The organism is Photorhabdus sp. RM323S (genome assembly GCF_042879375.1).
GTDB classification, from domain to species: Bacteria; Pseudomonadota; Gammaproteobacteria; order Enterobacterales; family Enterobacteriaceae; genus Photorhabdus; species Photorhabdus tasmaniensis.
The window spans coordinates 18,108-40,881 of sequence record NZ_JBHFKZ010000013.1 but is presented as its reverse complement, the minus strand read 5'-3'; the positions used below and the strand labels follow the sequence as shown (position 1 = coordinate 40,881).

5 protein-coding genes are annotated in these 22,774 nt (G+C 45.8%); 2 read left to right on the top strand and 3 right to left on the bottom strand.

Annotation, left to right across the window (positions count from 1 at the left end):
* Positions 1–53: 53 nt before the first annotated feature.
* Both rtxA (ACGF7G_RS08235) and ACGF7G_RS08230 read right to left on the bottom strand, forming a co-directional pair.
* Entirely contained in the window at positions 54–10,316 is a 10,263-nt protein-coding gene (gene rtxA, locus ACGF7G_RS08235) for an MARTX multifunctional-autoprocessing repeats-in-toxin holotoxin RtxA (RefSeq protein ID WP_387464679.1), read from the bottom strand.
* A 679-nt stretch (positions 10,317–10,995) separates the two neighbouring features.
* A complete protein-coding gene (locus tag ACGF7G_RS08230; RefSeq protein WP_387464677.1) occupies positions 10,996–11,193 on the bottom strand; it encodes a hypothetical protein in 198 nt (65 codons plus the stop codon).
* A gap of 191 nt (positions 11,194–11,384) precedes the next feature.
* Here ACGF7G_RS08230 and ACGF7G_RS08225 point away from each other — a divergent pair, with 191 nt between their 5' ends.
* A complete protein-coding gene (locus ACGF7G_RS08225) occupies positions 11,385–11,795 on the top strand; it encodes an ESPR-type extended signal peptide-containing protein (protein ID WP_387464676.1) in 411 nt (136 codons plus the stop codon).
* Entirely contained in the window at positions 11,755–11,892 is a 138-nt protein-coding gene (locus ACGF7G_RS08220; protein WP_387464675.1) for a DUF2569 family protein, read from the top strand. Before ACGF7G_RS08225 ends, ACGF7G_RS08220 begins: the two co-directional genes overlap by 41 nt.
* A gap of 592 nt (positions 11,893–12,484) precedes the next feature.
* On the opposite strand, the gene rtxA (ACGF7G_RS08215) is transcribed toward ACGF7G_RS08220, so the two are convergent.
* Entirely contained in the window at positions 12,485–22,738 is a 10,254-nt protein-coding gene (gene rtxA, locus ACGF7G_RS08215; RefSeq protein ID WP_387464673.1) for an MARTX multifunctional-autoprocessing repeats-in-toxin holotoxin RtxA, read from the bottom strand.
* Between the last annotated feature and the right edge of the window lie 36 nt (positions 22,739–22,774).

Below are 22,774 nucleotides of genomic sequence, written 5' to 3'. Positions count from 1 at the left end.
TTTCTGTGAGCCAATATTATTTTATAATTTTTACTTTTATTATAAAGCGTTAATTAAGCAAATTTCCCTTTGCCAATCATTGTATCTGTCCACGCCGTAGTAATCGCGATTTTCGCCTTACTGTCCAAACTCTCAATAAAACCATTATCGCCTGCTCTGGGAGCAAAACTGCTCATGGCCTGAATCAATGAGTCAACCGCATTGTCTGACAGTGCAGTAAATTCACGCTCCCCTGATTCATTATTATTACCCATCTGCGTCACCAATTTGGCGCGATTACCATCAAAGTAATCATTAAAGGTGACTGAGCCTACCGATTCAAAGATGCCCTGAGCGGTATCGTCCTGAATAGGGCGATTCACCGATAGCACCAAATCATATCCGCTGCGCTGAAACCATAAGTTTTGCCAGTCAATGCCATTAAAGAGGATCATATCTTCTGCATTGATATCATTAACCTGATTATCAATCACTTCTGTGCTAACCACAAAGCTGTCTACGCGGGCACCGCCCTGGAAGGTGTTTTGATACCCCGCCAACATCAGCACATCCTGCCCATCACCACCATTAAACCGACTGAGCTTCGATATAGCAGTCGCTATCAGGTGATCATCACCTTTTCCACCATTGATCTCTACATGGTAGCCCATCAGTTTAATGACATCATTACCGGTATCGCCATCAATCCGGTTGTGATTACCAAAGACATTGGCAAAATCAGCGCCTTTACCTAAACCAACCTGGCTGTGATTACCGATAGTCACAACATAGTCCTGCCCCTCCCCGGCATTCAGTTGGTTGTGGTTGCCCGAAGTCACCACATAGTCCTGCCCGTGACCAGCATCAACAAAACCATCCTCACCAAAGATAAATGCCTGATCGTTCCCTCCGCCCATAAATACTTGGTTGATGCGTCCGGCCACCACAGCGGTATCATCCCCTTTTCCGCCAAACATCCAGTTTTCACGTCCCATCAGCACGCCCAGGTCATGACCTTCTCCCCCGGTAAAGACATTGGATATGCCCGTGGCATAGAAAACATCACCACCACGGCCACCCCAGAAGTTGTTGTTATCGCCCAGATACGCACCAAGGTCTTTACCGTCGCCTCCCCAGTTTAGGTTGCTGTTGCCCAGCGATATATGAATATCGCCATCTGCTTGCAGATGACCGCTATTTCGCAGGAAATCGAAGGTTTTTTCCTCCATATTCAACAAATCAGCCGTCAGATTCCCTTTCAGGTTGGTGACTAACGATTGCATTTCTGTTTGTTTGTCTTGACTGAACATCGTTGCAAACAGATTAGGCAGGTTCAATGCATTGAAACCAAATGCCCGTTCGGGTTTGATATTGTCCGTCGTAGGAAGACCGATTTGAACCTGTGCAACCTTGGCTATGGAAACCTTGCTCTCTTCATCAACCGCTTTTGCTTTTAGACCATGACTTTCAGCAAAGGATTTAACACCATCCGCCCCCATATCCATGCCAGATCGCAAACCCGCCAGCAATTTATCCGGATCAATGAAGGCTTTTAGCTGCTCACCACTGAATTCCCCGACGATTTCAATCATCTCTTGCAAAATGGCAACACCATCCACCGCTTCACCGGTACGGGAAACAAGATGACCTTCCGCCGTGTAATCCACACTAAAGATATCCGCTAAGGTGGTGTCTGCTCCGACACTCGCCAACCGACCAAGCAACCGGTTCTTAAGTTGACGCGGTAAATCATGCGGATTATAGGTGAAAGTGGTCTGCACCAAGCCGGTTGCAGTGAACTGTTGGGTCATCAGACCAAATAATGAACCCAGATGGGTATCCAGAATCGACTGGATATTGTCACCGAACACCAGATTCCAACTACCGGTTGTCACCTGAATATCCGCCCCCTGACCACCCACGGCAAAGTTGAAAGTTAGCTCCTTATTGGCCCGACGGAATTGTTCCGCCCGGCTGATGTTGCCGGTGTCAGCCTTGTTGCTATTACGACTTAACCATTCATTATATTTCTTATTCAGTATTAATTCGATATCGTTTTTCAGCGCGCGGCTACTGCGTTCACTCTGAGCATTGAAATTAGTCAGGGTGTGATAATCCACGCTACTGGTTTGATCGAGGCCAGACATATCCTGAACAAATTTCTTCGCTCCGGCGATTGTCCACTGCTGTTCTTGCGCAGCTAACCACGCTTGTTCTTCCCCGTAATGGGCAATCTCTTGCAGGACACCCGCAACACGTGCGGCACCATCAAATGGGTTGATCAGCGGTGGCGTCGGGATTGATTTATCCATCATGACGATCAGATCGTTACTGCGGCCCATGTTGAAGCTCACATTACGGTTACCGACGAACATTTGCGCCCCTTCAAGCGCCTGATAACCACCGATATCAACACTGTGCCCACTATCGCCATCACCGATATGAACCATGACGTTGTTATCCCCAAAGGCCAGTGATTTAAAACCCCCGGTTCCTACTTTGATGCCAACGTTCGATGTTCCCCAGTTGATCGCGGTAAATTCCCCTTCACCGACATTGACCTGAACATTACCGGAATAATCCCATTGAGAGTGATTAGAGTCATTTTCTGAATGAACACCAATCCGGGTTTTATGCTTCTCTGGTGCAGTGAAACTATTCACATTATCCGCAATCGCACCTTTGGCTAACTCATCGGTATTGGCTATACCCACTTGAGAGAGGTTGATATCACTTGCAGTAACACCGTGGATCACTCTTTCTATGCTGGATGCCAATTCACCCCGTTTATTCCATTTGAATACGATTTTGCTATCAGCCAAATGATGACCCCACTGGCTATGGTGGTCACGAGGACTGTGGTCACGGGTAAATTTACGCCCCGTAGCATCAACAGCCACTTCGCTACGGCGGGCTGAAACGTCACTGCGAATACCTTGTTTCTCCAAGGCAACGACAAAACGACCCGCAAAACCATCCCGCCGGTTATCACTGATCAGAGAACAGCCGACGATACTGATGTGGTCAGGTGTGCCCGCCTGACTGAAATCCCGGCTGAACTGTTTGAGTTTTTCCGCCAGTTCATCAGCACTATAACCACTGAGGCGAGTATTATTGTGCTCTGATTCTTCACGACCATGCCCGACAATCTGCCAGCGTAATTTGCCCGATAATTTAGTCGGATCACCGTAGACAACCCGGTATTTACCGTCGGAATCGAGCTGAACAATCACACTCGAATCCGGATGTTTCCCCGCCAGATTAGCCGCTGCTTTAGCTGCTACCGGATCATTTTCTGTTTGAATAATCACCTGACCATCAAAACGAGTCTTACGGCCATCGGTCTGTGCTGTGACAGCAACGCGATCCCAGGTTGCGACCTGTTTATTTTTAATAACGTCGTTTGATGATAGTTTCTCCAACACACGGGCCGGTCTGTCGCCCTCAACCGGCACTTTAAGCATCAGCTTACTGGCTGTTGGATAAGTAAACACTTTGTCGATATTCAACTGCACAACGTTGACCACCTGCTTGAAGTTATTACTCTCAACTTCAACCAGCACTTTCTTACCTTGCTTAGTCGTCACTTCCAGCGTGACATGATTTGCACGGTAATCAACCACACGCCCGGTAGCGCCTGAACCCAATGTAAAAATCTTACCCTGCTCTTTTAATGCCCGCAGTACGTAACGCTGTTCACCCTCACGCGACGTTTTCCAGACACCGTCATATTTGGTGATGACGCCCTCTTGAAACTTGTTGAATTGAACAGAGAAACTTTGACCAGGAGCTTCACTCGCCTGGAATTGATATTTCGTGAGATAACTTTTATGGAAAGAGTCCATAAAACGGCGAAAATCATCATAGTCGGCAAATGATTTGGTGCCAAAGTTAGGATCATAGAATGACCAAACGGTTTGCGCATCTTGTTTGTGGACAACAACCGACATTGCGTGATTTGCAGACATAAATGTCATGTAAACCGATCTATTCACATTACGCAGTGTACTCATGACAGACTCGTAGCCTTCAGCTTCATAATTCAATGCATTATCGATATTCGGTCCAGTCAGCCCATTGGCTTTTAATTTTCCACCATAAGCGGCGTTGGCTTTTCTGCGCGCAGCAATTGTGGAGTCATCCATCGACTGGCTGTACTGCATCGATAATAGATCTTCAATCGCCGAACCAATATTTTGCCGGCGATATTGGTTCAGTAATGAGGACTCAATGGTGTTGATGTCCGTTTTCTTATTGACCGATTTGTCGTTGTAAGCTTTAACAGCATCCTTTAGCCACAGCATATAAGCTTTACCCCCTCCTGCACCATGTATCCGCTCTTCGATCAGATAACGGGCAGACAGGGCAAAGCATAATCCCTTCAGGAACTCTTTCGACTTGACCTTATCTCCATTAGTCAGGAGCACACTGCCAATTTCCGGAATGATTTTCTTAAGGTTTTCCAGCAGATTGTCATCCTGACTAAAATGGAATGAATAAGCTTTCTGCTCTTTTCCATGTGCTTTCACATCAAAGATTTTGTCGGCAATTTTTTGCAACAAGTCTCCTTTGGTGAGTTCAGGCTTTTGAGAAGACGAAGTTTGCCCGTTAAACAGTTTGTAACCGGGTACAAACTGTTCAGTACGCAACCTTTCCTGCTCGTCTGCCGCATATTGGAACCCGGTATTGGTCGGTAAACGGTTAACAGCTTGTTTAACCCTTTCCAAAGCCTGCTGTTCTTCTTCACCCAGATTGTCACTAAACCGGCCATCTGCACGAACAGCAGATTCAGGATTAATATGGCTGCCGATTTCTGCCGTAGCGGTTGATTGATAAGCTTTGCCAGATAAACCACTACCGTAAGCTCCCACACGCTCTGGTTTGGCATCATCACTCTGCTTCGCGCTTTTCGCATCGGCTTGTGCCTGCGCGGCTTTATTTTCCGCTTCAGCAATATCGCGTTTACCCCGATCTTTAGCGCCCTGGCCGGTCTTATTGGCGTCATTTGCCGCTTTTTCTGCCCGCAATTGCTGTGAAAGCGCCTCTTTTTCTCTCAACTCTGCTTTTTTCTGAGTAACTGCAATATCCTGCCTTGCATTGTCACGATCTTGCTCACTTTTCACTACACCGGCTTCTGACTGCTCAATCGCTTTTTTGATGTGTTGTTGGTTAGCGGCAATCACTTGCTGCACATTATCTAATTGTTGCTGTGAGGTAGAATTGGCTTGATTTAATTTATCCTGAACGCTGTTCAGTAATCCACCAGCGAAATGATTACGCCACTTTTCACCTGATTTCCCCTGGTAATTTGGGAAACTGTTCAGCACATCCAATCGTTGAGTCATGGAAATCAATTCATCAGTCACCGATTGATATTCTTCTTGCAACGCCTCACGCTGTGCCTGACCATTGGTTTTTAGCACGTCCTGATTTGTTGATTCCAGTTGAGATTGGAATTTTGTCATTGCAGCAAGCTGCTTCTCTCTTTCCTGTTCCAACAACCGGCGATCTTTGTCCACATTTTCCTTATCACTTAAGGCATTCTGTACCGCTTTATCCTGTTTCACATGTTCGGTAACCCGATGGAACTGTTTTGGCGTCTTAGACTGGGCGACAACGTTATCCAAAACATAGCCCATCCCATCACTCAGACCGGTACCTTCAAATTCAACCCAGTTACGGCCCTCTTTGGCGATTAACTCCAACGTCTTATTTTGCCATTTGACGGTATCGCCAGAAGATGAAAAGACAAGTTTGCCATTCCAGAAAACGTTGATGCCATTGTCGGCAAAATTTAAATTAGGACGATTAGCAAAATCAAAGCTCAGTGAAATCACTTCCCCTTCATGCAAATCTTGCAGGTTCTGGTAAATAGTGGTGTTGCCTTTAACATCCAGTTCACTGACCCGATCGCCATGTCCGGCGTTATCCAGGTCATAAGCACTCGCAGAGCCGTATGCCTCAATCTGATTGGTTGACAGCCAACCTTGCTCATTTTGTTCAAAATCACCATTAATAATCAGATTTTCATTCTGATCTGATGCCGATCCGACTTTTTGACTTAAAGAACGTTCAATTAAGCTGACATCCGGCATCTCTATCTCTGTCACAGAACCACTAAGACGGTTATCCAGGTCTGAACTGACCTGCTCAACTTCATCTACCTTAAAACCGTCAATAGCGGAAATTTCAGCTAAGTTAATCGCCCCCCGGCCTTTATGTGTGCCGGAAGTGTTTGCTTCATCACCACGAACTAAATAGTTGATCGCCTGACTGCCGCTGACACCCAATACTGTCTGTTTAATGTTGTTAAAAAAGGAAGAGAGTGGGTTGCTCTCAGTGTTACTGACAGCAAGGCTGTAAAAATCGCCATTACCAAGCTTAACCACTACATTATTTCGTGCGTAAGCGGCACTGATTGCCAAGCCATCACCAATATGAATATTGGCATTACTTTTACCTTTCATCACCGCAACATTGAGACCATCCCCGACTTGGATATTGATATTATTGTTGCCCCACGCCGCATTAACCGAAACCCCCTGCCCCACTTTGGTATTGATATTCAGGTCGCCATGGGTTGCAGTGACGTTTAAACCATTGCCGATCGTGGTCGTGATATTCGTTTGGCCTTTTGCCGCCGTAACCTGCCTGCCGTCCCCCACTTTCGTGACGATGTTTTTATCACTCCACAACGCATAAAAGCTGTCACCCTGACCAATTTGGCTCACTACGCTGGCATCACCCCTGGCAAGCACAACATGACGACCATCACCGGCCTTAGTAATCACATTGGCTTTACCCCAAGCTCCGGTGTAATCATCACCATGCCCGACATGGGTCATGATGTTGGTATCACCCTGAACCACCGTGATTTCCTGCCCATTACCGATTTTAGTGATGATATTGTTATCACCTTTAGCGAAGTTGTAACGGTCACCATCACCAGCCTGGGTCAGGATATTGGCTTTACCCCAGACAGCATTGACACCTTCACCCTCACCTACTTTGGCAATGATATTGGTGTTACCTTTGACAAGCCCTACTGTCATCCCCTTACCTACATGGGTCATCACATTACCCACATTAGAGATGAGCAGGCCAATCGTCGTACCTTCACCCATTTTAGTCAGAACATTGCCTCTGCCCAGCAGCACACCCGCCGTTGCCCCATTGCCCACATGCGTGGTGATGTTAGCTCTGCCAGAGGCAATAACCCCCATAAAATCATCACCCACTTTGGTAACAATATTCGTTTCACCTTGTGCCAAGACACCGGTTAAACCTCCACCCACATGCGTCATCATATTGGCTTTACCAAACATCGCAGCCAGCGAAGTGCCGTCCCCAACTTTGGTCATAACGTTCAGTTCACCAGCAAACAAGCCAATACTGGTGCCGTCACCGACATGCGTATAGATATTGGCCTTGCCCATCATTAAACCGGCAGTCAGATCATCACCGACTTTTGTCAGGACATTAGCGCTGCCAAGCATGGCAGCAAAGGTATTGCCATCACCAACATGGGTAAAGATATTGGTCTTGCCAATCATGGCCGACAGCGTCATGCCATTACCCACTTTGGTGGCAATGTTGCCTTTTGCCAGCATCAGGGTAACGCTGGTGCCATCACCAACATGAGTAAACACATTGCCACCCGCCGCCATCAGTGCCAGCGCATTGCCCGCGCCCACTTTAGTAAAGATGTTACCTAAACCACCCATCAACGCCCACACATCACCTTTGCCAACATGAGTAAAGAGGTTACCCGTACCTATCATGGCAGCAATCACCTCACCATTACCGGCTTTAGTGAAGATATTGCCTGCGGCGCCCATTACCCCCAGCGTCCTGCCGCTACCAACATGAGTCAGCACGTTACCTGTACCCAACATAGTGCCAATCGTGTCGCCATTGCCGACTTTAGTCAGGATATTGGCGCCACCAAGCATGACGCCGGTGGTATTACCATCACCAATGTGCGTGAAGACATTCGCACCACCGCCCATCACCGCCAGCGCATTGCCCTTGCCTTGTTTGGTAAAAACATTGACGCCGCCCAGCGCAATGACCGTGGTATCGGATGTTTCAATATCATCACTGATATGAGTAATAATGTTGGCACCACCAAACATTGCAGAAACCAATCCACCGGTGCCAAGCTTGGTCAACACATTAGCGCCCCCCAAAAGTATCGAAGAGATATCCCCGTTACCCTTTTGAGTCATGACGTTAAAACCACCCGCAGCTAACCAATTAGCGCCGCCATTGCCTATCTGAGTATGCGTATTGTAGCCAGCCAACATCACCACCCGGCTATCGCCCTGGCCTTTGTGGATCGAGATATTACTAACTGACAGAAGATGAGCCAGATATCGGCCATCACCTATCCGCACAAGCAGGTTAGCCGCACCACCGGCATAAACGTTCATTTTTCCACGCAGCCCCTGGTGAACCAGTACGTTGGCTACACCAGCGCCGTGGAATCTCAAATCCCCCTCGTCACCACTTTTTACAATAATGTTAGCCGCACCTGCGCCTTCAAAATTAACATTGCCACGGGTAACATCGGATTTAATAACGTTTCCGCCGCCTATGCCGCTAAAATTAATATCACCCGAACTCTCACTGATATTTTGTTGAACAACCCCTTCGGTACGACTGATTTCCTCAGAAATTGTGTACATTGCTTCAAACTTATATCGAAGTTTGCTCAACGTACAACCACCAGCTTCTACTGAGCGATAACCATTTACCGGGGAGAAATCTTCATTCGCCACATCACCAGTATGATCACCAGCTTTGCGCCACGCTTTGGTCAGGTATTTCAGTGAGCCGGTTTCAGGATCATCGGCCAATTCAACTAGCACAACGTGGGTATAGGACTCGATATATTTGGCATAGACATAAGTATTGGGTTGGCGATTCCATTTGACGGCGGAAACATCCACTTTCTCACGATTAGAAAAGACAGAGTGCCCCCCCATTTTTGCATTAGCGAGGGTAATTTGTTTTGCATTAACATCAGCCCCGACGATATAAGTTACCCACTCATTTTCCAGCAAGCTTTCTTCGGTGCCATGAACAGTCATAGGCCTCGGGTGTTCAACCATTAAATTAAAAAGACGGTAGGCACCATTAACATTGACATCAACAAACCCATTGAGAGATTGGATATTATCCGAGGCAATAACTGCAAGATGATTGCCTATTTTATACCAGGAGGTAGCGTAATAACTGAGCTTACCAGTAACAGGATCGTTTTGAAGTTGAATTTTGTTGACATGCGTGTACCGGGTATCAGTCATCGCAAAGAGATAAGTATTTGGCTCTGTGGTTGATTTAATCCCGGTGACCAGTTGAGGTTCCCGGAGAAAATAGCCGCCCATCGTCGCTGTCGTTAATACGATTTCTTCCGCTTTAGCATATTCCAATGTGCCGTTAATTGGCTCACCATGATAAGCTTTTTTCAGGTTTGCATCTGTGCGGGTAAGTTCATTGTAAGCACCCGCACCGGAAAAATAGATATCACCACGTGACACATCAGAGTAAATTTTATTGTAGCCACCAACGCCTTCAAAAGTGATATTCCCGCAGGTTTGCCCATATTCATCTTCATGCTGGCGTAGACGTTCAATACGGTTTACAGCCCCTGCGCCGCGTAAAATAACATCCCCGTCTTTACCTTTACGAACAATGTAATTATCCGCACCGGCACCATTAAAAGTAATATTACCGCGTTCTACCCGCGAGTTGATGTAATTTGCCGTACCTGTGCCACTAAACGCCACATTCCCCTGAGAGCCTTGATACTGCTTAAGCCAGGTGCGATCGATTTTGTTACTCGCACCCGCGCCAGCAAAGTACAAATTACCCTGGTCGGTTTCATGCCATAATTTGTTGTAACCACCGGCACCTTTGAAATTTATGTCACCCTTTAAACCTTTACGGTTCAAACTGTTATAAGCTGCAATACCCGTAAAACCGAGGTGACCACTGTTACCGGAATGCGCCATGGAAACACCTCCCGCAGCGCCGGAAAATGAAACATCACCACTCTCACTTTTATTAATCTCTGCGTAACCTGCGCCGCCTTTTATCGACAGATCGCCACTGGTATCCTCTATTCCTAAATATGCAGCCCCGCCGACGACTGTATCATCCCCCTCACCGGTATAGATTTTCGCTGCAATCGAACCAAGGGTAATGTGATCATCCCCGCCACGGGCATAAATGCGACCACCAATTCCAATCGCATCGATATTATTGTTATCGTTATCAGCAATATAATTCCCGGTAAAAAAGTATTGTGCGCTACTGTTTGATGATTTACCCATAAGCAATCCTTTAGATTAACTTTGTTTCAGTCAAATGAATAAGAGAGATAAAATGCTTTAATTTTAATTAGTATTAGAAATAGCTTATTTAGATTTTTCAGACATGTTTTTACCTAAAAAACAATTTATTAATAAGAAAAATAAAACAATAAAAAATCAAACTCAGAGAGATACTGACTTTAATTATAAGATTTCTTAATGAATAAGTTGGATAATAGTGTCGAATCATATATTGCAAAAATTCAAAAGCAATATTCATACAGAAAAAGTCTGTTTACTCCCCTAAGATTACCCAATACCCACACCCAGACACGATTAATAAGTTAATAAAATAACAATTCAGTCACAATATAATTTATATGGTAGCTAGCCACCATAATTACTATGATACAAGTGCAACATCGTTAATCTGGAAGTAAACATGTTCGTATTCCCTTAAATAAAATGACCTACAAGGTTAAACTCCATCCCAAATCATTAACGATATATTCTCAAATAATGATAAAAATTTAGTTTATTGCCATAATGAACTTATTTATTATCAAGCAAATTAATTATGTCATAAGAATAAAAAGGTTCGGGGCATCCACTCCCTCAACAACTTCTCCTGCTCATGAATAATGATGAGTATGACCCCCTTCCAACTCACCATCATTTAGCCCGTCCGATTTATCCTGATCTAAAATATTAATGAGAAAACAACCCATATTATCGTGTCATAACCAAAATCATCCTCTTGTGATGCCAAGCAGTCATGCCGTAGACATCTCAGACCAACACCTGATCCATCAACAGGCACGTCAGCAAGCGCTGCAGGTTCAATTGACGCCACCGCCTGCGGATGTCCGTCCGTCTGTGCCCGAAAAAGCGGTGTCATCCACATTCCCATGTGGAAACACCGTGTTTTCCCATCACCCGCGTCATCCTGGTACCCCCCTTCCGGTCGAGCTGGGAAAACACCTGGCAGGTGGAGTGCTGGGCTTCAACGTGTCCTGGCAGTGTTAGTTCAAACTCACCGTGCTACCGGTGCGTCGCAGAGGTCAAATGTGTTAGCGGAGAAAAACAACCATGAATAGGCATTTATATCGTATTATTTTTAACCTGTCCCGGAATATGCTGATGGTCGTGCCAGAGATTGCGGGTACCGGGCCAAGTAATACAGCACGTCGCCGGGGTCGGCCATCCGCACAACGTCTTGTTTGCCGCCTCACGACGCTACAGCTGGGTTTATTGTTAACCTTCGGCAGTGTTTCATTGACGGCACAGGTGAACATCGTGGCGGATGGGCAGGTGCCGGGCCATCAGCAACCGACGATTATCCACAGCGCCAACGGCACGCCGCAGGTCAATATCCAAACACCGGGTGCCGACGGGGTTTCGCACAATATTTTACATTGTTCTTTTAGTTTCCACTTTATTATTTATAATCACCGACTTAATGTTGGGTTATTACGTATATGGGATAAAGCTGGATTATAATAATATTTCTCTACTTTTTAGAAATGTGTTTTGTGCATGCATATGGATACCTTACTTTATTGTATCTATTCGGGTTAAAAGGACATTTATAAGATAATTATTTGAAATAGGTTGTTTTTTAAATAATTTACAACCAATATTCATTCAAAAAATAAATTATCTTTGTAGAGAATAACGGATTGGCGAATTCAGGGCGAGATCTTATTTTGCGAAAAATATAATCCTGTCCTGAGTTTTTTATTTTCATAAATCAGCCTCTTATATAAAATCTTTAATCTCTCTGTATATTAACCTAAAGGTTTATCGGTTTTCTTTAATGGCAACAGGGTCCTTTAACGTACCTTATTATATTTTTTAAAGAAGGGTATTTTCTTTTAGACATTCAACCAGTTATTAATGGATTAAAATTCAGTATAAAAGTAGGCGGTAGTGGTGGGGCAATATTTGGATTTTTTATTTATTTAGTCTAATACAAGAATTTCGCAAAAAATAGTTAATTTCAATATTCTACTTTCAGAAGTGGGAGTTATACTGAAAAAGTCGCAGAAACAGATATGTATTTTTTCAGAGATTATGGTGGTTCTGCAAATATTTACAAAATATGACTTTATAAAAGAGCGAAAAAAATGGCTCACCCATTTCTGTGAGCCACTTTTATTTTTATTACCACTTTGATTGCAAAGCGTTAATTAAGCAAATTTCCCTTTTCCAATCGTGGTATCTGTCCACGCCGTGGTAATCGCGATTTTTGCCTTACTGTCCAAACTCTCAATAAAACCATTATCCCCCGCTGTCGGGGCAAAACTGCTCATGGCCTGAATCAATGAGTCAACCGCATTGTCTGACAGTGCAGTAAATTCACGTTCTCCTGATGCATCCTTATCATCCATTTGAGCCACTAATTTGGCACGATGACCATTAAAGTAATCCGTAAAGATGACTGAACCCACCGATTCAAATATATCCTGAGCAGTTTTGTTCCGGGTATGGCGGTTCACTGACAGCACCAAATCGTATCCGCTACGCTGGAACCACAAGTTTTGCCAGTCAATATTGTTAAAGACAATCATATCTTCCGTTTGAATATCTTCAACAGTGCTATCAATCACTTCTGTGCTGACCACAAAGCTGTCTGCACCCGTGCCACCTTCGAAGCTGTTCTGATAACCGCCTAATACCAGCAGATCTTGGCCCTCGCCGCCGTCAAGCTGACTGAACTTCGAAAGAGCCGCCGCTATCAGGTAATCATCACCTTCTTCGCCATTAATCACCGCATGGTAGCCCATCAGTTTAATCGTATCGTTGCCGGCATTACCGTCGATTCGATTATCATTACCAAACACTCTGGCAAAGTCATTGCCTGTACCCAGCTCAACCCGGTTGTTATTACCGATGGTCACCGCATAGTCTTGACCTTCACCGGTATCCACTTGATTATAGTTACCCGTAGTGACGACGTAATCCTGCCCTTTACCAGCGTCAATAAAGCCCCCCTCACCAAAGACAAACGTCTGGTCATTGCCTTCACCCATGAATACATGGTTAATACGTCCAGCCACTACTGCGATATCATTGCCGTTACCGCCAAACATCTCATTTTCACGCCCCAGCAGGACCCCAATGTCATGACCTTCACCACCGGTAAAGATATTAGATGTCCCGATTGAGTAGTAAACATCATCACCGCGACCACCCCAAAAGTTGTTGTTGTCGCCCAGATAAGCACCAAGATCTTTGCCGTCACCACCCCAGTTGAAGTTATAGTTGCCTAGCGAGACATGGATGTCGCCATCTCCTTGCAGATGGCCGCTGTTAAGCAGGAAATCAAACATTTTTTCCTCCATGTTCAGCAAATCAGTCATCAGATTTTCTTTCAAATTGGTGATTAAGGATTTCATTTCCGTTTGCTTGTCTTCGTTGAACATCGTTGCAAACAAGTTAGGTAAATTCAGTGAATTAAAGCCAAATGCCCGCTCCAGTTTATGATTGTCCTGAGCCCTCTCTCCATCAACACTGACCAGGGATCTTTGTCCCTGGTTTTTATCAGGGGCTTTTTCTTTCAGGCCATGATTTTCCACAAATGACTTGATACCCTCCTCTCCCATATCAATACCCGCTTTCAAACCATCAAGCAATTTCTCCGGGTTGGTGAAGGCTTGCAGTTGATCACCGCTAAATTCCCCAATCACTTCCAGTATCTCTTGCAGAATTGCCGCGCCATCAACAGGTTCGTGCGTGCGGGAAACAATGTGGCCCTTTGTGGTGTAATCCACACCAAAGATATCCGCTAAGGTGGTATCCGCATTGATACTCGCCAGTCGGCCAAGCAACTTGTTCTTAAGCTGACGCGGCAAGTCCTGCGGGTTGTAGGTAAAGGTAGTTTTCGCCATGCCGGTGGCTGAATATTGCTGGGTCATCAAACCAAATAGCGATCCCAGATTGGTATCCAGAATTGACTGGATATGATCACCGAACATAAAGTTCCCGTTACCGGTTGTCACCTGAATATCCGCACCCTGACCGCCTGCGGCAAAGTTAAAAACCAGTTTGTGATTGGCCTGCCGGAATTTATCCGCACGGCTCATCCTGCCCATATCAATCACATTGCCGTTTAGCCATTGGCTGTATTTCTTATTCAACGTCGCTTCAACATCACGCTTCAAACCACGGCTACTACGTTCATGCTGGGAATCCAGGTCAACCAGCGTCTTATAGTTCACATCACTGGTTTGATCCAAGCCAGTGATATCCTGCACAAACTTCCCCACGCCCGCGATTGTCCACTGCTGATCTTGTGCCGTCAGCCAATCCTGCCCTTCGCCGGAGCGGGCAATATTTTGCAATACGCCGACAATATGTGCGGCACCATTAAACGGATTAATCAGCGGCGGTGTCGGGACTGATTTATCCATCATCACGATCAGATCATTACTGCGGCCCTTGTTGAAGCTCACATTGCGATTACCGATAAACATTTGCGCACCTTCAAGCGCCTGATAACCGCCGACATCGAAGCTATGTTGACTGTCACCATCACCAATGTGAACCATCACATTATTGTCACCAAAGGCCAGTGATTTAACACCACCCGTCCCGACTTTGATGCCCACATTCGACGTTCCCCAGTTGAACGCGCTAAACTCCCCCTCACCGATATTCACCTGAATATTGCCGGAATAATTGAACGGGTTATTCAGTTTATCGTTTACGTTAATCTCAACCGTTTTTTTACGCTTCTTTGGTGCAGTGAAAACACGGTAATTATCCACAATCGCCCCTCTGGTAACCGCATCAGCTCCTGTGTATCCCACTTTGGCGAGGTTGATATCATTTTCAGTAATACCGCGGATCACCCTCTCTGTACTGGTCGTCAGTTCACCCTGTTTATTCCATTTGAAGACAATTTTGTTATCAGGCAGGTTGTTGACCCATTGGTTATTCCCGTCACGGGTAAATTTACGGCCTGTTGCATCAACCGCCACTTCGCTGCGACGGGCAGAAACATTACTGCGAATACCCTGCTTATCCAACGCGGTGATAAAACGGTGAGCAAATCCATCCCGGCTGTCATCACTTATCAGAGAACAGCCCACGATGCTGATGTGGCTGGGTTTACCCGCCCGTTTAAGATCTAGACTGAACTGTTTTAATTTTACCGCCAGTTCATCGGCATTGTAGCCACTCAGACGAGTGTTACTTTGTTTTGATTCACCACGGCCATGACCGACAATCTGCCAGCGTAATTGACCTGATAATTTGGCCGGATCACCATAAACAACACGGTATTTACCATCGGAATCAAGTTGAACCACTACGCTGGAATCCGGGTGTTTACCCGCCAGATTAGCCGCCGCTTTAGCGACGATCGGCTCATCTTCCATCTGAATAATGATCTGACTATTAAAACGGGTTTCGCGATCATCGGTTTGTGGTGTGACCGTAACGCGTTCCCAATCCCCTGAATTTTTGTTTTTAATTGTGTCAATTGATGACAATTTCTCCAGCTCAGGGGACATCGTATTACCATCAACCGGCATTCTCAGTATCAGCTTGTTTGCTGCCGGGTAAGTTAGCACTTTATCGATATTCGACTGCACAAAGCTGGCAGCCTGCTTAAAATTGTGACTTCCAACTTCAACCAGCAGTGTCTTACTCTGCTTACCTTTCTTCACTGTCACTTCCAGGGTGATATCATTTTCACGGTAATCAACCACACGCCCGGTAGCGCCTGAACCCAGGGTAAACGTCTTTCCCTGCTCTTTTAGCGCACGCAATACATAGTTTTGTTCACCATCACGCGATGTTTTCCAAATACCGTCATATTTCGCAATGGTTCCCTCGGTAAATTTATTGAACTGAACATAGAAGCTTTGACCCAGCTTTTCACTCGCCTGAAATTTATAACCCGTTATAAACCCTTTATGAAAAGAGTCCATAAAACGGCGGAAATCATCATAGTCAGCAAACGATTTGGCCCCATAGTTAGGATCATAAAATGACCAAACCGTTCGATTGTCTTTTTTATGTACTACCACGGACATTGCATGATCTTCCGACATAAATGTCATATAAGTCGATTTTTTCACATCACGCAGCTTATCCATGACAGATTCATAGCCTTCTGCGGAGTAATTCAATGCATTATTAATGTTCGGCCCGGCCAATCCATTTGCTTTCAGCTTGCCGCCATAGGTTGCATTGGCTTTTGTATAGGTTTCAGGGGTAGAGCTGTCCATAAATTGGCTGTATTGCATCGACAGTAAATCTTCAATCGCCGGGCCGATATTTTGGCGACGATATTGGGTCAGCAGGGAGGATTCAATGGCATTGATACTGGTTTTCTTATTGACTGATTTGTCGTTGTAGGCTTTAACCGCATCCTTTAACCACATCATATAAGCTTTACCGCCCCCTGAGCCATGCACCCGTTCTTCCATTAAGTAGCGGGCAGATAAGGCAAAACATAATCCTTTCATGAGTCTCTTGGACCTAACCGTGTCCCCTTTAGTCAGGAGCACGCTGCCAATTTCAGGAATGATTTTGCTGATTTTTTCCAGCAAATGACTATCCTGGCTAAAATAGAATGAATAGGCCTCCAGCTCTTTTCCATGCGCGGTAAAGTCAAAGATTTTATTATCAATTTTTTGCAGCACATCCCCTTTTATTTGCTCATGATTTTGGGAGTCAGCGGTTTGTTCACCCAACATCATGCCGCCATCAGATTTTGGTGGTGGATTTTTATCCACCGGGAATTGATCCTTGACCAAATACCGGAAACCAGCATTGATCTGCAATTGACCGACAAGATCTTTTGCATCTTGCAACACAGCCAGATCTTCTGCTATCAATCCTGCGCTGAATCGCCCATCAGCATGTACGACAAATTCAGGATTAACATGGCTGATGGTTGCAGGCATATCCGTTGGTTTATAAGCCCTTCCAGACAAACCACTGCCAAGTGCGCCCGTACGCTGCGGTTTAGCGTTGTCACTTTGCTTCGCGCCTTTCGCATCTGTTTGAGCCTGAACCACTTTATCCTCAGCCGTGGCAATATCGCGGTTGCCCCTATTTTCCGCCTGCTGCCAGGCGACGTTGGCGTCATCTTCCGCTTTTTCTGCCCGCTGTTGTTGTAAACGCGCCTCTTCCTCTCTCAATTCCGCTTTTTTCTGCGCGTCTGTAATATCTTGTTTCGCGCCAGCACGGTGCTGCTCACTTTTCGCTACGCCAGCCTCTGATTGCGCAATCGCTTTTCTTACTTTTTGCTGATTACCGGTAACATGTTGCTGCGCACTGACTAACTTTTCCTGTGCAATGGATTTAGTGTGATCCCATTTACGCTGAACACTATCCAGGAATCCGACAGCAAATTGATTGCGCCACTGCTCACCAGATTTACCGTGGTAATTTGTATAACCATTAAGTTTATCCAGACCTTGACTCATGGAGATCAATTCATCGGTTACTGCCTGTGATTCTTCTTTTATTGCATCACGCTGCACTTGCCCATTGGCGTTTAACGCTGCCTGATCGGTTGATTCCAATTGAGACTGTATTCCTGCAATCGCTGCCAACTGCTTATTTTTCTCTTGTTCCAGATGCTGCCGATCCGCTTCTGCGCTCGCTTTATCACCCAACGCATGTTGTGCTGCTTTGTCCTGTCTGGCGTATTCACGAACAGTATCGAATTTTCCTTGCCCGTTAGATTTCGCCACAATGTTATCCAGAACATAGCCTTGCCCATCACTCTTGCCTGTACCTTTAAATTCAATTCGGTTATTACCCGCTTTGGCGGTTAAATTCAGATTTTTGTTTTGCCATCCAGTCTTATTATTGGAAGATGAGAATATAAGTTTGCCATTCCACAACACTTCCATACCATCATCAATATAAGGAATTGAGCGTCTTGCAAAATCAAAACTCAATGAAATATTTTCACCTTCGAATAAATTTTGCAGATCCTGATAAATAGCGGTGTTTTCATCCACATCAAGTTCACTTACCCATAAGCCATGACCGGTGTTATCAAGACCGTAAGTCACCGCCGAATGATCAGCTTCAATACTATGAGTTGCCTGCCAGCCATGATTATTCTGCTCAAAATCACCATTGATGATCAGGTTGGTTTGCTGGTTTGAATCAAAATTATCGTTAATATTGAAAGCGCTCTGAAGATGATCGAGATCAGGCGTTTCTACTTCTGTCACAAAACCACTAAGACGACGGCTTAAATCTGAATTTATCGGCGCAATTTCACCTATCTTAAAGCCGTCAATCGCAGAGACTTCGGTTAAATTAAGCGCACCTCTGACGGTATGTGTTTTAGACGTGTTTGCCTCATCTCCCTGAACCAGATAATTAATCGCCTGGCTGCCACCCACACCTAATACCGTCTGTTTGATTTGTTCAAAGAAGGAAGAGAATTTGTTACTTTGGCTGTTACTTTCCGTAACCGCAAGGCTGTAGAAATCACCATTACCAATCTTAATGACCACGTTATTGCACGCATAAGCAGCATTGATGCCCAGACCATCACCAACGTGAATATTGGCGTTATGTTCACCTTTCATAACCGCAACATTCAGGCCATTGCCAATTTTGGTATTAACATTGCGCTCACCCCACGCCACGTTAACTGAAACACCATCACCCACTTTGGTATTCACGTTAAAGTCGCCATACGTCGCAATCACATTTAAACCATTCCCCACCGTGGTTGTGATATTGGCTTTGCCTTTCGCTGCGGTAACCTGTGTACCATCACCCACTTTGGTGACAATATTGCCTTTACTCCATAAAGCATTAAAGCTGTCACCCTGACCCACCTGAGTCACAATATTGGCCTTACCCCTGGCAAGCACCACATTGCGCCCATCACCAACCCGGGTAATCACATTGTCTTTACCCCAGGCTCCCGTGTAGTCATCACCGTTACCGATATGGGTAATAATATTGGCTTCACCCTGAACGACCGTCACTTCTTGTCCATCACCCACTTTGGTTATGATGTTTACTTTACCTTTAGCGAAGTTATAACGATCGCCATTGCCCACATGAGTCAAGATATTAGCTTCCCCCCAAACCGCATTAATAGCGGCACCATTCCCCACTTTGGTCATGATATTAGCTTGACCTTTGGCGAAACCCACTGTCAGCCCATCACCAATATGCGTCATGACATTCCCCACATCGGACACCAGCAGGCCAATCGTTGTGCCCTTTCCCATTTTCGTCAGAATATTGCCTTCGCCAAGCAGTACAGCTGCGGTTGTCGAGTCGCCGACATGCGTGATGACGTTGGCTTTCGCCCTGGCGACTACCCCCATAAAGTCATCACCCACTTTGGTAACAATATTCGCTTCACCTTGTGCCAAAACACCCGTTAAACCTTTACCTGCATGGGTCATGATATTGCCCTGACCAAACATTGCCGCCAGTGTTGTACCATCACCCACTTTGGTCATGACATTCAGTTCACCGGCAAATAAACCAATACTGGTACCCTCACCGATATGCGAATAGATATTGGCTTTACCGATCATCAAAGCGGTTGTCCGATCATCACCGGCTTTTGTCAGCACATTGGCGCCACCAATCATGGCAGCAAAAGTCTCGCCATCCCCCACATGGGTAAAGATATTGGCCTGACCAATCATTGCTGACAGAGCCATGCCGTTACCCACTTTGGTGGCGATATTGCCTTTTGCCAGCATCAGAGCAACGCTGGTACCGTCGCCAATATGGGTAAACACATTGCCAGCCGCTGCCATCAGCGCCAGCGCATTGCCATCCCCCACTTTAGTGAAAATATTACCCAGACCGCCCATCAATGCCCAGGCGTCACCGTTGCCAATATGAGTAAAAATGTTACCTGCACCGAGCATAGCCGCAATCGCAGTTCCATCCCCAACTTGAGTGAAGATGTTACCGACAGCGCCCATGACGCCCAATGTCTGACCATCACCGACATGAGTCAGTACGTTACCTATCCCAAGCATAGTGCCGGTAGTATCGCCGTTCCCGACTTTGGTCAGGATATTAGCGCCACCCAGCATGACACCGGTTGTGTTACCCCCACCGATGTGAGTCAGTACATTGGCACCGCCACCCATTATTGCTAGTGCATCGCCCAGCCCTTTTTTGGTGAGAATATTGGCACCACCCAGCACAATTGCTGTGGTATTTGACGTTTCCATCTCATCACTGAGATGCGTGATAATATTGGCTCCGCCGAACATACCCGAAAACAGATCACCGACACCAAGCTTAGTCAGCACATTAGCGCCGCCAAAAAGTACTGAGAACACATCCCCACGACCTTTTTGCGTCATGACATTAAAACCGCCGGCCCCTGACCAACTCGCTCTGCCATCACCTATTTGGCTATGGGTGTTGTAACCACCCGACATGACAACCCGGCTGTTGCCATTGCCTTTATGGATCGAGATATTGCCAACCGCCAGCAGATGAGCCAAATACCGTCCATCCCCAACCCGCACAACAACATTTGCCGCACCGCCAGCATTAACCTTCATCTCTCCACGTTGGCTTTGGTGAACCAAGACGTTTGCCAGACCTGCACCACGGAATGTCAGATTGCCCTCTTCCCCCTTTTTTACCATCACGTTGGCGGCACCGGCACCTTCAAAATTGACATTGCCACGGGTGACACTGGATGTAATAACGTTTCCACCGCCAAGGCCGCTAAACTGGATATCACCGGAGCTGTCACCGTTATTGACAGATGAGTCTACAAGTTCTTGCTGATGGTACTCTTCGATATGTGCTAACCGCTCAGAAGCACGACGTATCGTTGTATTCAGGCTATATTGCAGCTGACTTAGCATGTAGCCACCGGCACTCATAGAGCGATAACCGTTTGCGGGTGAAATCTCTTCATCAGCCAGATTGCCAGTATGATCGCCCGTTTTATACCACGCGCTGGCAAAGTATTTGAGCTCCTGTGTGACAGGATCGTTTTCCAACTTAACCAACACCACTTTGGTGTATGGCCCCATATGCTTGCCATAGACATAAGTATTTGGCTGACGGTGCGATTTCACTGCGGAAACATCAACTTTCTGACCGTTGGAAAAGATCGAACGTCCTCCCATTTTCGCATCAGAGAGGGTGATATCTTCGGCTTTGACCGTCGTCCCGCCGGCATAAATAACCCACTGGTATTCAGATAAACTCTCCTCAACGGCATGAATAGTGACAGGCTGATGATGCTCAACAATGAGATTGTAAAGACGGTAGGCACCATCAAGGTTGATATTGGTAAATCCGTTATCTGAAGAAATAGCCGTTGCAGCAAGATCTTTTAGGTGATCGCCCTCCTTATACCAGGAAGTGGCGTAATAATTTAGCTTGCCGGTTTCAGGATCATTTTTGAGTCGAATTTTGCTGACTTTCGTATACATTTTATCAGCAAACGCGTAGAGATAAGTGTCAGGCTCGGTAGTCGATTTAATACCCGTTACTCGCTGGGATTCCTTAATCCAGTTTCCCTCCATCGTTGCTGTCGTTAATACGATATCTTCGGCCTTAGCATATTCCAGCGCCTCATCACGGAAGCCGTCATTCGCGCCTAATCTTGATATTTCATTGTAAGCGCCGGCACCGGAAAAATTAATATTACCGTGCGCAATATCAGAATAAATTCGGTTATAGCCGCCTGCACCGTCAAAGGTGATATCACCACAAGTCTGCACATAGATATCTTCTTTTTGACGAGTACGCTTAATTCGGTTAGATGCCCCCGCACCATGCAAAGTAATATTCCCTTTTTTACCTTGACGGATAATATGGTTATCAACCCCTGCGCCATCGAAAACGATATCGCCGTTTTCCACCCGCGAGCTGATACTGTTTGCGGCACCGGCGGCATTTAATGTGACATCGCCCCGGCTGCCGTTGTAACGGTTATACCAGGTACGATCGATTTTGTTACCCGCTCCAGCACCCTCAAAGTACAAATTGCCCTGATCGGTTGCGTGCCACAATTTATTATAACCACCAGCACCTTTGAAGAGTACGTTCCCCGTCAAACCGTTGCGGTTCATTTCGTTATAAATAGCCGCTCCGTCAAAATCCAGATTACCGTGGTTACCTGTATGATCCATCGAAACGCCACCTGCCGTGCCGGAAAACAAAATATTGCCATCACCATTTTTATCAATCCCTGCGTAACCCTCACTGCCCTTTACTGTCAGATTACCAGTGGTATCCACGACCTTTAAATAGGCCGCTCCACCCACCACCGTGTCATCTCCCTCACCGGTATACACCTTGGACGCAATTGCTCCTAGCGTAATATAATCATTCCCTCCGCGGGCATAAATGTAGCCACCAAATCCAATGGCATTAATCTCATTATCATTGTCGTCAGCAGAATAATTCCCAGTAAAGAAGTACTGTGCACTCTTGCTTGATGATTTACCCATAAACAATCCCTTAGTTTAATAGAAGTTAAAAACACA